Origin of the sequence: Pseudomonas sp. DWRC2-2, assembly GCF_049897885.1 — a bacterium.
Classification (GTDB): Bacteria; Pseudomonadota; Gammaproteobacteria; order Pseudomonadales; family Pseudomonadaceae; genus Aquipseudomonas; species Aquipseudomonas azotoformans_A.
In genome coordinates, this window is the sequence record NZ_JAFCXD010000001.1 from 1,672,481 (window position 1) to 1,686,606 (window position 14,126).

Sequence of the window (14,126 nt, forward strand, 5' to 3'; positions counted from 1 at the left end):
TGCCGGACGTCAGTTGGCCGGATTACACCCCTTTCGAGGGGGTATACCCGGCATTCGGCGCAGTTATTTTAACCGTCACAATCGCGCGCCAAGCCCCGTTTCTGCGGGCTGCAGCACAGTTTTGGCGGCGCTAGCAGACAAGACCCGCGCTGTCGAGATATGGCGCCGTGGGCCGTTTGCGTATACTGCGCAGATGTTCTCCCCAACTGCTTTGCGCCCGCGATGCGCCAAATGGCTCATCGCCACCGGACTCTTCCTGATGCTCAGCGCCTGTGTTGATAAACCCAGCACGCTCGAGCGAATCAAGGAGGATGGCGTATTGCGGGTGGTCACCCGGAACAGTCCGGCGACCTATTTCCAGGACCGCAACGGCGAAACCGGTTTCGAATACGAACTGGTCAAGCGCTTTGCCGATGACCTTGGCGTGAAGCTTGAGATCGAGACCGCCGACAATCTCGACGACCTGTTCGGCCAACTGGGCAAACCCAATGGCCCGGTTCTCGCAGCCGCCGGCCTGGTCAGCAGCGAGCAGCGCCAGACGCAAGTGCGTTTCTCCCACCCTTATCTAGAAGTTACCCCGCAGATCATCTACCGCAACGGCCAGTCGCGTCCGACCAACGCGGCCGATCTGGTGGGCAAGAAGATCATGGTGCTCAAGGGCAGCACTCACGCCGAGCAACTGGCAGAGCTTAAAAAGCAGAACCCTGCGATTGAATACGAAGAATCCGACGCCGTTGAGGTGGTCGACCTGCTGCGCATGGTGGACGAAGGGCAAATCGACCTGACCCTGGTGGACTCCAACGAAGTGGCGATGAACCAGGTGTACTTCCCCAACGTGCGCGTGGCGTTCGACCTGGGCAACGCCAGCAACCAGAGCTGGGCCGTGGCCGCCGGCGAAGACAACAGCCTGCTCAACGAGATCAACAGTTACCTGGATAAAGTCGAGAAGAACGGCACGTTGCAGCGTCTGAAAGACCGCTACTACGGGCATGTCGATGTTCTCGGTTATGTGGGCGCCTACACCTTCGCCCAGCACCTGCAGCAGCGTTTGCCCAAATACGAGAAACACTTCCGCGCCTATGCCAAGGAAGAAAAGGTCGATTGGCGCCTGCTGGCTGCCATCGGCTATCAAGAATCACTGTGGCAACCGGCCGTCACCTCCAAGACCGGCGTGCGCGGCCTGATGATGCTGACCCAGAACACCGCCCAGGCGATGGGCGTGTCCAACCGCCTGGACCCCAAGCAAAGCATCATGGGCGGCGCCAAGTACCTGGCCAAGATCAAGGATGAACTGGACGACAGCATCGCCGAGCCGGATCGCACCTGGTTTGCCCTGGCCGCCTACAACGTCGGCACCGGTCACCTGGAAGATGCGCGCACGCTGGCCAAGCGTGAAGGCCTGAACCCGAACAAGTGGCTGGACGTGAAGAAGATGCTGCCGCGTCTGTCGCAGAAACAGTGGTACAGCAAGACCCGCTACGGTTATGCCCGGGGCGGTGAGCCGGTGCACTTCGTGGCGAACATCCGGCGCTACTACGACATTCTCACCTGGGTGACCCAGCCGCAGCTGGAAGGCAACCAGGTGGTCGAAGGCAATCTGCATGTGCCGGGTGTGGATAAGACCAAGCCGCCGGAAGACAACCCGAAACTGTAAGAGTACTACCGAACCTATGTGGGAGCGGGCTTGCTCGCGAAAGCGGTGGGTCAGTCAGCTCATCTGTTTCTGATACACCGTATTCGCGAGCAAGCCCGCTCCCACATTTGAATCTCCATTGGGCTTAGAGGCCGGTGAGCAGATGCACCACGCCGCCCGTCAGCATCATCACCCCCGGCACACCCGCCGCCTTCAACGCCGCCGCATCCAACTTCGCCCCATCCAACAACTGCACCCTCACCCGCGTCAGCGCCACACGCTGCTGTGACTTGAGGTTATCCGCCCCACCCAACGCATTCAGCACCTCGGCCGACAGCAGGCTCTGTGTTGGCACAACGACCGTCTCGGCAATCAAATCCGGCGTCAGGGCTTTCCAGAACGCCCACTGTAATTTCTCGAACATACTCAGTGCTCCACGACAGGTGAGGTTTCAACGGTAGCCGCGTGATACTGGCGCAAGGCCTCACGCACCTGGGCGGCTTCTTCCAGGCCCAGGACCTGGCGGGCGATAATCTGGCAGTCGGCCAGGTCCAGCTCGCGCACGGTGGCCTTGATGGTGGGGATCAACGGCACGCTGACCGACAACTCGTCCACACCCAGCCCGATCAGCACGGGCACGGCCAACGCTTCGGACGCCAACGCGCCGCACACACCCACCCACTTGCCATGGGCGTGGGCGGCCTTGACCGTGGTGGCAATCAGGCGCAGCACCGCCGGGTGGAAACTGTCGGCCTGGCTGGCCAGGCGCGGGTGGTCGCGGTCCATCGCCAGCGTGTACTGGGTCAGGTCGTTGGTGCCGATGGAGAAGAAATCCACATGGGGCGCGAACACATCCGCCATCAGCGCGGCGGACGGCACTTCAATCATGATGCCCAGCTTTGGCAACTCGGTGAGCCCCAGCGCCAGCGCTTCCTCTTCAAGGATTTTGCGCGCCAGGTGCAGCTCCGAGAGCAGGCTGACCATCGGCAACATGATATGCAGCCGCGCAAAACCAGCGCTGGCGAGGATCGCGCGGAATTGTTCGCGCAACAGCTCCGGACGCTCCAGGCACAAACGAATGCCGCGCAGACCGAGGAAGGGGTTGGTCTCGGCGTCCATCGGCACATAGGCCAAGGGTTTGTCGCCACCGACGTCGAGGGTGCGCACCACCAGGTTACGCTCGGTGCCCAGGGCACGGGCGATCGCGGTGTAGGTCGCTGCCTGTTCGTCGGGACTTGGGGCACGGTTGCGATCCAGATACAGGAACTCCGAGCGCAACAGGCCGACGCCTTCTCCACCGAGGGTCAGGGATTGCTCGACTTCCTGCAACGACGCCACGTTGGCAGTGACTTCAACGTGGTGGCCGTCACGGGTCGTGGCGGGTAACGAGGCCTGCGCCACATCGCGCTGATGGCGCAGCCCCTGTTGTTGACGGGCAGCGTCCAGTTGCTCGATTTCGGCCAGGTTCGGGTCGAGGTGCAGCTCGCCTTTGTCGGCGTCGAGCAGCACCTGCTTGCCATTGGCCAACGCCAACACCTCGACCGGAACACCACAAATAGCCGGCAGGCCCAGGGCGCGCGCGAGGATTGCGACGTGGCTGGTCGCGCCGCCCCCGACAGTGACAAACCCCAGCACCTTGCGGGTATCCAGGCTGGCCGTCTGCGACGGCGTGAGTTGCTCGGCGATGAGGATCGCGCGCTCCGGCAAGTCCCAGGCGCTGTCCTGAATACCCAGGATCAGTTTCAGCACGCGCTGGCCGACGTCGGCCAGGTCTGCCGCACGCTCGGCGATCAGTGCGTTGCCCAAGCCCTGGAAGAGCGTGACGGTCGCAAGCGTTGCACTGTTCCAGGCAAAGGCCGCGCTCTTGCCTTCCGCCAGCAGGCGGTGGGCGTGTTCCAGCAAGGTCGGGTCTTCGAGCAGTTCCTGATGGGCACGGAAAATCTCGGCCTGGGCGCTGCCAGCCGCTTTGTCCTGCAACACCTGCAACGCTTCAGTGGCGGCGAGCAGGCCACGGGTCAAAGCAGCACGTTCGGCAGCTTCGCCCGTGCCTTGCTGCGTGATGACCAGCTCGGGCTCGGTCACTTGAACGACCTGACCAAACGCCGAGCCCGGCGATGCACACACGCCCCGCAGCAAGGTCGCCGACGACTGCATTGCGGCTGGCTCGGCAACACTCGCTACCACCTCGCCACAGCCTTCAGCCAACAAGACCACCAGCGCCTTGATCGCCGCCTCGGCGTCCTCGCCCGCCGCGCTCACTTGCAAGGTATCGCCCTGCATGGTTTGCAACGCCATGATCGCCACCAGCGATTTGGCGTTGGCGCTCTGGGTTTGCTTGTGCAGGTAGATGCTGGCGTTGAAACCTTTCGCCGCCTGGGCAAATACCGCTGCTGGGCGCGCGTGCAGGCCGTTGGCGTTGGGCAAGGTCAGCGGTTTGGAGAACAGTGCATCGCCCTCCTCTTCGTCCGCTGCTTGCACGGCCTCACCTGGGGACAACTGCAACAGCGGCTGGCCCGTTTCCACCAGGCCGTCTGCCAACAGGCTGAAGGGCTCGCCGCTGACCACCAGCATCAAGGTCAGCAAACTGCGTGCGTTGAGCGCCACGTAGTCGGCATCGAATTCGATCAACGGCTGCCCGGCCTCCACCCGCTGGCCTTCCTGCACCAGCCGGGTGAAGCCCTGGCCTGCCAGGTTCACGGTGTCCAGGCCGATATGCATCAGCACCTGAACGCCGTTGTCAGCGGTGACACTGACCGCATGCCCACTGTCCTGGATGTTGCTGATCACCCCCGCCAGCGGCGCGCACAGCGTCTGCGACGTGGGGTCGATGCACAGGCCATCGCCGATCAGGCGGCTGGAGAACACCGGGTCCGGCACCTTGTCCAGCGCCAGCAGCACACCCGATAAGGGCGCCAGCAATTCCAGGGGTTGAGTTGTGGTCATGACTTCACCTGCTGTTTTGTTCTGTAGATATCATTGAGCGGAGGAAGGATTACTTCCACCAGTACTCAACCTGCACACCAACGTTCGACCCATGCCGCGCCGTGCCATAGGAGCCGGTATCGGACAACGCCGACCCTGCCGCCAATTCATTCGCAGCACGCTTGGCCGCTTCGTTCCAGGTTGCATAGGTGTAGTACAAGCGCACTTCCGGCCGTGCCCAGAAATCCGGGCCTTTGGGCGACCATGTGGGAGCGAAGGTAAATTTGCTCAGCTTGCGGGTGCCGCCCGTGGCATCGACCTGGTCATGCCCAAGCTCGGTGACCAGTTTGAATTGCTCGCTGATGGCATACGCCGGGCGCACGCCGATGGACATCCAGGTCTGGTCCTGGCTGCCAGGACGGATGTCCTTCTGGTACACCGCTTCGACCTGACCACCGAAACGCGGGGTCACCTGCCAATCGAAAAACTCCACGGCGCGGTAACTTTTGCTGCTGTTGTCGAGGAAGGTATTGCCGGTGTAGCCCAGTCCGGTGCCGGGCCCTTCGCCGTACTGCAAGGCGAACTTGTTCTTGCCACCGAGGAAAGGTTTTTGCACGTGCTGCGCGGTGATCGCCCAACCGCTGTTGGTGTCGCGCCCGCCGGCTTTTTCGATATAGCTCAAGCCCAGTTCCAGCTCGCCGCCGGGGTTGGTCTTGAAGCCCGCGACGTTGAAGTCGTGACGGGTGGCGTATTCCTTCTGGTACAGGTTGTCCTTGCGGGAAATCGCGTAGCTGTACTTGAGGTCGCCGATCAGCACGTCCTCGATACCGCCGCCCGTGGCGCTCTGGTTCCAGTAGTAGAAGTCGGAGATATGGATGTCGTTTCGTTTGTAGTAACGCCGGCCGGCCCACAGCGAACCGCCATTGAGGCTGGGCAGGTTGGACCACTGCGCATACATCTGCGGCATGCGCGCCGAGCCGTTGTTCTCGCCCTGGAACTTCAGCGCACGGTCGTACTTGTTGTAGAGCGACGCCATGGCATCGACGCTGAGTACCGAACCGTCATCGAGGGTGAGCAAGTCCTGGCGCAGTTCCAGCTCGGCGTACTGTTCGCATTCGTTACCCAGGCGGTATTTGGATTGCGCCCCCGGCAGTTGGAAACATTGCTGTGGACCGCTGCCCGTCGAGGTGCCTGCGCCGCTGCGCAGGTAACCGGCAAATTCCAGGGCTTGAGCGCCAAACGGCAGGCTCAGACAAGACGCAACGAGGCCCAGCTTTATAGTTGTTCTCATGAAGCACTCCGATATTTTTATTATGATTTTTGAAGCGCCCCGTGCTCCCACACGGGGTTGCAGCAGGTCTCAGTCCTTGAGGTGCAGCACAAACGATTCGTAGGGGCGCAGCGTTACCGTGGCGGTGCGTTGCGGGCAGTCGGGGTAGTTGCTGATCAGCAGGCGCTGTTCGCTGGCCGGGTTGATCAGGTTGTCCGGCAGCTGGATTTCGCAGGGCGTGCCGTAGAAGTTGTTCAGCACCAGCAGGCGCTCGCCATGGCCCTCGCGCAGGTAGGCCCAGACTTGCAAATGATCCTGCAACAGTTGGCGGTATACGCCTTCCTGGATCAGCGGTTCGTGACGACGCAAGGCAATCAGCGCGCGGTAGTGATGCAGCACTGAATCCGGGTCATCCAATTGGCTTTCGACGTTGATCTGCGCCGCGTTGGCCGGAATACCGATCCATGGCTCACCGCTGCTGAAACCGGCGTTTTCCCCGGCACTCCACTGCATCGGCGTACGGCCGTTGTCCCGGGACTTCTGCATGATCGCCGCCATGCTCGACGCCTCGGACTCCCCGGCATCGCGCTTGAGACGGAAGATGTTCAAGGTCTCCACATCACGGTACTGCGAGATGCTGTCAAAGCCCGGGTTGGTCATGCCCAGCTCTTCGCCCTGGTACACATACGGCGTGCCCTGGAGAAAGTGCAGCGCGGTCGCCAGCATCTTGGCCGAGATCACGCGGTGCTCGCCGTCATTGCCGAAACGCGAGACCACCCGAGGCTGGTCGTGGTTACACCAGAACAGCGCGTTCCAACCGCCACCGGCCTGCATGCCCAACTGCCAGTCAGAGAAGATCTGCTTGAGTTGCAGGAAGTCGAAGTCGGCTTTCACCCACTTTTGCAGGTTCGGGTAATCGACTTTCAGGTGATGAAAGTTGAAGGTCATCGACAGCTCTTTTGACTCCGGCCGCGAGTAGCGGATGCAGTGTTCCAGGCTGGTGGACGACATCTCGCCGACGTTGATCAGGTCATGCCCGTCGAAGACTTCACGGTGCATTTCCTGCAGGTAGTCGTGCACGTTCGGACCGTCGGTGTAGAAGCGGCGGCCGTCGGTGTTGTCTTCGGGGAAATCGGCGGGTTTGGAGATCAGGTTGATCACGTCCAGGCGGAAACCGCCCACGCCCTTGTCGCGCCAGAAACGCATCAGCTTGAACACTTCGGCGCGCACGTTGGGGTTGTCCCAATTGAGGTCGGCCTGGGTGTGGTCGAACAGGTGCAGGAAGTACTGACCGGTTTGCGCCTCGTATTCCCAGGCCGAACCGCCGAACTTGGATTCCCAGTTGTTCGGCTGGTCCCGCCAGATGTAGAAGTCGCGGTACGGGTTGTCGAGGCTACTGCGTGCCTGCTGGAACCATTCGTGTTCGATGGAGGTGTGGTTGACCACGATATCCAGCATCAACTTGATGCCGCGCTTGGCCGCTTCACTGATCAGCAGGTCGCAATCGGCCATGGTCCCGTAGCTGGGATCGATGGCGTAGTAGTCGCTGATGTCGTAGCCGTTGTCCCGTTGCGGCGAGCGCAGGAACGGGGTGATCCACAGGCAGTCGACGCCCAGCCATTTGAGGTAGTCGAGTTTGTCCACGATGCCCAGCAGGTCACCGGTGGCGTTACCCGCGTGGCTGTGGAAGCTTTTCGGGTAGATCTGGTAGATCACCGAGTGTTGCCAGTCTTGCATGGTGGACTCCTTCAATGTGAAAGCGCTGGTTCAGGCGACGCGATAACCAGGGCGCACGATCTTCATGCTCAACGCACAGGTCAGAACAAACGGCACCACGATCGCGATGACCATCCCGATCACAAAACTCGGGATGTACTGCGGAATGATCGAGATGAAGCCAGGCAAGCCACCGACGCCAATGGCCGACGCCTGCACCTTGTTCAGCGAGAGGAAAATGCTGCCCAGTGCCGAGCCCAGCAGCGCGGCATAGAACGGGAATTTGAAGCGCAGGTTCACGCCGAACATCGCTGGCTCGGTGATGCCGAAGTACGCAGAAATCGCAGAAGTGGACGCCATGCTTTTGTCCCGCGCGTTGCGGGTCATGTAGAACACGCCGAGCGCGGCGCTGCCTTGGGCCAGGTTGGACATAACGATCATCGGCCAGATGAAAGTGCCGCCCTGAGTAGAAATAAGCTGAAGGTCCACGGCGAGGAACATGTGGTGCATGCCGGTGATCACCAACGGTGCATACAGCAGACCGAAAATCGCGCCGCCGACCATCGGTGCCAGGTCGAACAAGGTGACCACGCCTTCGGTGATCAGGATGCCCAGGTGACGGGTCACCGGGCCGATAATGGCCAGGGCGAGCACGCCGGTAACGACGATGGTGGTGATCGGCACGACCAGCAACTGAATCGCGTTGGGCACTCGCGCCCGCAGCCATTTCTCGATCACGCTCATCACATAGGCGGCCATCAGGATCGGCAGGATCTGCCCCTGGTAGCCCACTTTCTCAATCTTGAACCAACCGAAAATATCGAAGTACGGCAGGCTCTGGCCGTCCAGACCGGCGACCGCCTTGCCGTAGTTCCAAGCGTTGAGCAGGTCCGGGTGCACCAGCATCAGGCCAAGCACGATGCCGAGGATTTCACTGCCGCCAAAGCGCTTGGCCGCCGACCAGCCCACCAGCGCCGGCAGGAACACGAACGAGGTGTTGGCCATCAGGTTGATCAGGCTCCACAAGCCATCCAGGTTCGGATAGGCCTCGAGCAGCGTCTGGCCCTCGATGAACATGCCCTTGGCGCCCATCAGGTTGTTGATGCCCATCAACAGGCCGGCAATGATCAGCGCGGGCAGGATCGGCATGAACACGTCGGAGAACACCCGCACCAAACGCTGCATGGCGTTGGTTTTGTCGGCGCCTTTCTTCTTCACATCGGCGATGGTGGCGGCGGCGAGGCCGGTCTGCTCGCGCAGGGCGGCGTAGACCTTCTCTACTTCACCGGGGCCGATTACCACCTGGAACAGGCCGCCGGTAAAGAACGAGCCCTTGACCAGATCCACCTGGTTCAGCGCGCTGCTGTTGACCAGGCTCGGATCCTTGAGCGCCAGGCGCAGGCGGGTGACGCAGTGGGCAGCTTGCTCAAGGTTGTCTGGGCCCCCGAGGTTCTCGAGAATCTCGCGGGCGATAGTCGAATAGTCGTGGCTCATGCTTGGTTTCCACTTTGATTTTTTTATTTGGGGGGGCAGTCATTGGCAGCACGCCGAGGGCAAAAGTACTCGTCTGTACGAGTTAAAGCAACAACTCGTACAGACGAGTTTGAAAAAGTTTATTCCGTGTAGGACTTGGCTGACTGTAGGTCGAATGGACAAACCCCAGCCATGCCACTAAGGTTCCTGCCTGAACGCAAAGGCACAGAGCCATCCCCATGAGCAAATACAACCAGATCTACACGGATCTGCTTGCCAGCATCACCACCGAACGCCTGCAGCGCGGCACACGCCTTCCCTCCGAAACCGAACTGATGGACAGCTACCAGGCCAGCCGAGGCACCGTGCGTCGGGCCATCGAGCAGTTGCAGGAGCGTGGGTTTGCGCAAAAGATCCACGGCAAGGGCACCTTCGTGTTGTCGCCCAACCCGATCGAGTTCCAACTGGGCGGCATCGTCAGCTTCCACGAAACCCACGCCGACCTGGGTGATGACGTACGCACCGAAGTGGTCGAATTCACGCAGTTCCCGCTGGAAGGTTCGCTGCTGCAACACATCGAAGCCGAACCCGGCACCCTCATCACCCGCATCAAACGGGTACGGCGCATTGGCGGCAAACGCGTGATCCTCGACATCAACCACTTCGTCGCCGACCTGATCCCAGGCTTGGACCGCGACATCGCCGAACAGTCGATCTACGCGTTTATCGAACAGACCCTGCAGCTGCAAATCAGCTACGCCCAACGCACCATCGAAGCCCTGCCCCGCAGCAAGGACGACCAGGCACACCTGGACCTCGACGGGCAAAGCCATGTGATCGTGGTGAGTAACCAGACGTTTTTGCAGGACGGGCGGCAGTTCGAGTACACCGAGTCGCGGCATACGCTGGATAAGTTTTACTTTTCGGATATTGCGCGGCGGTAAGTCGGACGGCACATCGATTGTTACTGTTGAGGCACACAGCGCTACCTGACAAACAGACAGAACCCTACGTAGAATGCCCACGTGGCTATGGAACACCTTCCTTCTAACCTCCTATGACCTAGGGGTTTCGCTCTCCACACTACGCCTGCAGTTTGCAGGCGTTTTTACATCAGTTGTAAAACCACGCGGCAGCTCGCCCAAGACGGCGATCCAGGGAGAAAGTCAGGCATGAATCAGGGATTGTTCCTGCGGCGCCGCAATAAAGTTCACGTCCCGACGGGCACTGGCGGTGCGACGCGCGCCCAGGTTGCATCAGTGATCCAGGAAGTCGCGGCATTCCGATGCGTACTATCGGAGCCTCTGATTGAACAAATCGGCAGGTTGTCAGCGGCAGAGCTCAAGTCCTGGCTGCGCGAGATTGTCAGGGTCCTTCGGCGGGAGACAGGGGCTCATGTGCACCACTCCCCGCTTTATCCTGACTTCCCAGAGCAGGTGCTGGCTGCCTCAGAGGCGGAGTTGTACCTTAACGCCGTCATTCACTACCTCACACTTTGGCGCCTACCACCCTCTGAACACGCTCGACCGGCGATGCTTGAAGGCAACTACATCGCCCGCGTGATCGAGCCGGGAAGTGTCTCTGAGTTCGAATCATTGTTCGCGCCGCTGGTGTCATCGCGCAGCTCGCTATCCGAAGAGGAAAGCGCCGACGTGATCTGGTTTATCCGGCAGTACAAAGGCGATGTGTTCCGCCTGCTGCCTGAGGCTATACCTTTCCGTGAGATCCGCGCACAGGTTGGCAGCGCACTTCTCTTGCATGTAGCCGGTGATACGCGAGTGAACGCATTCCTGGAACAGAACGTTGAAACAGCGACTGACGTGCTACGACTTGCGGTAGCACTGAACGCAGGCGACGTGTCGCTGGCGACAGCGTCGACACGTTTCACCGCGATGAAGCGCTCGATGCGCCGCCTGCTGTTGCGGCTGCTCGACGCCATACCCAACGCCGTAGAAGACGTGATGCGCCATACCGAGCGCTGGAAGCGCCTGGCTGAAGTACTGCATCCGGGTGACTACGCCGATAAATACCCACGAGCGCTGGCCGCGATCACGGCAGCGCGTCGCAATGATGCGCCCGCTTCGTTTGGGTCACGTGTAGAAACTTTATTTGCCCAGCGCCACATCGCCACGCTCACGTCCCTATTGCAGAGTCGTCCTGGTGAGTTTGCACGGCGGTTGGACGCGACCCTGCGACGTGCAGAAGAACCCGAGCCGGTTCTAGACGCGTTCGAGGCCGTTGCGGCACACGTGTCCTCACCTGTTCTGCTGCAACTGCTGGCCCAGGCACGTTCGCCACGCCCTCTTCCTCTGCGAGCGTTCACGCCAAAAGGTGCACTGGCCAAAGTCTATGCCATCAAAGATCGGCGCGAGTCTCTGACACCGGACGTGTTGGCGCGTGCAGCGCGAATCTGCGAAGACGCTCTCGTAAAGCGTTTTGCATCGCTGCCGCCACTCGGCCGCTGTTTCATCGATCCCGAGTTACGCGAGTACAGAGTACCGCTGGCCCAACGTGCCTCAGCGAAGTCACTGCGTACGCTGGTGCGCGGCAGCCGGTTGCCAATCCCCGATACACGCTTCATTCGCCTGTTCCTATGGTGGAAGAACGATCGTGCACGCACGGACATCGACTTGTCCGCTGCATTTTTCGACGCCAACTTCGTGTTCAGAGAGGCGGTTTCGTACTACAACCTCAAGGGTTACGGCGGCTACCACAGCGGCGATATCGTGGACGCGCCCGAAGGGGCCTCGGAATTCATCGACCTCGACCTTGATGTCCTTGTCGAGAAGGGAGTCCGCTATGTCGTCACATCCATCAACTCCTTCACCCAGCAACCGTATTGCGATCTTCCAGAATGCTTCGCGGGCTGGATGGCCCGTGCGGACGTGGCATCGGGTGAAGTGTTCGAGCCTAAAACCGTGTTCGACCGTATCGATATCGCGTCCGACACCGTTATCTGTCTGCCGTTTGTGATGGACTTGCAGGAGCGACGCATGATTTGGGCCGATCTGGGACTCACTTCATCGCCACGCTGGAACAACGTCGACAACAACCTCAGCGGGGTATCTTTAATGCTGCGAGCGTTAGTGCATACGCCACGGCCAGATTTGGAGACACTATTCGACCTGCACGTTCGAGCACGGGGAGAACGAGTGGCCTCACTGCAGCAGGCACAGGTGGTATTTGCACCTGATCAAGGAATTACGCCTTTCGATACGGATGTGATTCGATCGCAGTTTCTCTGATACCTGCGCCGGCCTTTACTGCTCGTTGAAAACGACGGCTCTTGCCTCCAATCTTTCTTCCCGTACGCCGGTAGAGCTAACGCCGCACCCCATGTAGGAGCCGGCTTGCCGGCGATGGCGTGCTTGAGATCACTACCTCATTCGAGGGCCTCATCGCTGGCAAGCCAGCTCCTACAGTTGGGGCGAGGCGATCCGTTTACCGTATTCCAAAAACACAAAACCCCGGCGCATGGCCGGGGTTTTGTTATTCAGCATTCACCTGCTAGCGCAGGATCACTCCCACTCAATCGTCGCCGGCGGCTTGCTCGACACGTCATACGTCACGCGCGAGATGCCTTCGATCTCATTGATGATGCGGCCGCTGACAGTTTCCAGCAGTTCGTACGGCAGATGTGCCCAACGGGCGGTCATGAAGTCGATGGTTTCTACGGCACGCAGGGCCACGACCCACGCGTAACGACGGCCATCGCCAACCACGCCGACGGATTTCACCGGTTGGAACACCACGAATGCCTGGCTGACCTTGTGGTACCAGTCGGCCTTGCGCAGTTCTTCGATGAAGATATGGTCGGCGCGACGCAGCAGGTCGGCGTATTCCTTCTTCACTTCACCCAGGATCCGCACGCCCAGGCCCGGGCCTGGGAATGGGTGGCGGTAGACCATGTCGTACGGCAGGCCGAGTTCCAGGCCCAGACGGCGGACTTCGTCCTTGAACAGTTCGCGCAGCGGTTCTACCAGCTTGAGGTTCATTTCCTCAGGCAGGCCACCCACGTTGTGGTGGGACTTGATCACGTGGGCCTTGCCGCTCTTGGCGCCAGCCGACTCGATCACGTCAGGGTAGATGGTGCCCTGGGCGAGGTACTTGATGTTGTCCAGTTTGTTGGACTGGGCATCGAACACGTCGATGAAGGTACGACCGATGATCTTGCGCTTCTTCTCCGGGTCGGACTCGCCGGCCAGGTTGTTCAGGAACTGATCTTCAGCGTTGGCGCGGATCACTTTGACGCCCATGTTCTCGGCAAACATGGCCATCACTTGCTCGCCTTCGTGCAGGCGCAGCAGGCCGTTGTCGACGAATACGCAAGTCAGTTGGTCGCCGATGGCTTTGTGCAGCAGTGCAGCAACTACCGAAGAGTCAACGCCGCCGGACAAGCCGAGCAGTACGTTGTCGGTGCCGACCTGGGCGCGAACCTGGGCGATGGCGTCTTCAGCGATTTTCGACGGGGTCCACAGGGCTTCACACTCGCAGATGTCGAGGATGAAGCGCGACAGGATGCGGCCGCCTTGCTTGGTGTGGGTCACTTCCGGGTGGAACTGCACGCCGTAGTAACGACGCTCGTCGCTGAACATGCCGGCGATCGGGCAGCTCGGGGTGCTGGCCAGGATGTGGAAGTCTTCCGGCATCTTGGTGACCTTGTCACCGTGGCTCATCCACACGTCGAGGCCGAACAGGCCGTCGGCGTCGACGTGGTCTTCGATGCCGTCCAGCAGGCGGCTCTTGCCAACCACGTCGACACGGGCATAACCGAATTCACGCAGCTCGGAACCTTCAACCTTGCCGCCCAGTTGCTCGGCCATGGTCTGCATGCCGTAGCAGATGCCGAAGACCGGGACGCCCAGGTCGAAGACGGCTTGCGGGCAGCGCGGGCTGTTGGCTTCGTGCACGGACTCTGGGCCACCGGCGAGGATGACGCCTTTCGGTGCGAATTCGCGGATCGCTTCGTCGTCCATGTCGAACGGATGCAGTTCGCAGTACACGCCGATTTCACGCACGCGACGGGCGATCAGCTGGGTGTACTGGGAACCGAAATCGAGGATCAGGATACGGTGGGCGTGAATGTCGAGGGCCATGAAGTCAGTCTCGTCT

At 60.6% G+C, this 14,126-nt stretch carries 9 protein-coding genes; 3 read left to right on the forward strand and 6 right to left on the reverse strand.

Features of this window, described 5'->3' with window-relative positions:
* Positions 1-193 precede the first annotated feature (193 nt).
* Positions 194-1,654, forward strand: coding sequence for a membrane-bound lytic murein transglycosylase MltF (gene mltF, locus ACP7EW_RS08195; RefSeq protein ID WP_033898602.1), 1,461 nt, complete (start codon positions 194-196; stop codon positions 1,652-1,654).
* 124 nt (positions 1,655-1,778) lie between these two features.
* On the opposite strand, the gene ACP7EW_RS08200 is transcribed toward mltF, so the two are convergent.
* The 5 genes from ACP7EW_RS08200 to treP form a co-directional block, all read right to left on the reverse strand.
* Complete coding sequence (locus ACP7EW_RS08200) at positions 1,779-2,057, reverse strand: PTS transporter subunit EIIB (RefSeq protein WP_426216314.1); 279 nt, start codon at positions 2,055-2,057, stop codon at positions 1,779-1,781.
* 2 nt (positions 2,058-2,059) lie between these two features.
* Positions 2,060-4,576, reverse strand: a complete 2,517-nt coding sequence (gene ptsP / locus ACP7EW_RS08205) for a phosphoenolpyruvate--protein phosphotransferase (RefSeq protein WP_426216316.1) — start codon at positions 4,574-4,576, stop codon at positions 2,060-2,062.
* Between the two features lie 49 nt (positions 4,577-4,625).
* Positions 4,626-5,846, reverse strand: a complete 1,221-nt coding sequence (locus ACP7EW_RS08210) for a maltoporin (protein WP_426216318.1) — start codon at positions 5,844-5,846, stop codon at positions 4,626-4,628.
* A gap of 69 nt (positions 5,847-5,915) precedes the next feature.
* Positions 5,916-7,562, reverse strand: coding sequence for an alpha,alpha-phosphotrehalase (treC, locus tag ACP7EW_RS08215; RefSeq protein WP_426216320.1), 1,647 nt, complete (start codon positions 7,560-7,562; stop codon positions 5,916-5,918).
* Between the two features lie 30 nt (positions 7,563-7,592).
* Positions 7,593-9,035: a PTS system trehalose-specific EIIBC component gene (treP, locus tag ACP7EW_RS08220; protein WP_426216322.1), complete on the reverse strand. Its 1,443-nt coding sequence runs from the start codon at positions 9,033-9,035 to the stop codon at positions 7,593-7,595.
* A gap of 218 nt (positions 9,036-9,253) precedes the next feature.
* On the opposite strand from treP, the gene treR reads away from it, so the two are divergent.
* Both treR and ACP7EW_RS08230 read left to right on the forward strand, forming a co-directional pair.
* Positions 9,254-9,958, forward strand: coding sequence for a trehalose operon repressor (gene treR / locus ACP7EW_RS08225; RefSeq protein ID WP_176994407.1), 705 nt, complete (start codon positions 9,254-9,256; stop codon positions 9,956-9,958).
* 228 nt (positions 9,959-10,186) lie between these two features.
* Complete coding sequence (locus ACP7EW_RS08230) at positions 10,187-12,259, forward strand: TerD family protein (RefSeq protein WP_426216324.1); 2,073 nt, start codon at positions 10,187-10,189, stop codon at positions 12,257-12,259.
* 273 nt (positions 12,260-12,532) lie between these two features.
* Here ACP7EW_RS08230 and guaA read toward each other — a convergent pair whose 3' ends face one another.
* Positions 12,533-14,110: a glutamine-hydrolyzing GMP synthase gene (gene guaA, locus ACP7EW_RS08235; RefSeq protein WP_016977685.1), complete on the reverse strand. Its 1,578-nt coding sequence runs from the start codon at positions 14,108-14,110 to the stop codon at positions 12,533-12,535.
* Positions 14,111-14,126: the final 16 nt, after the last annotated feature.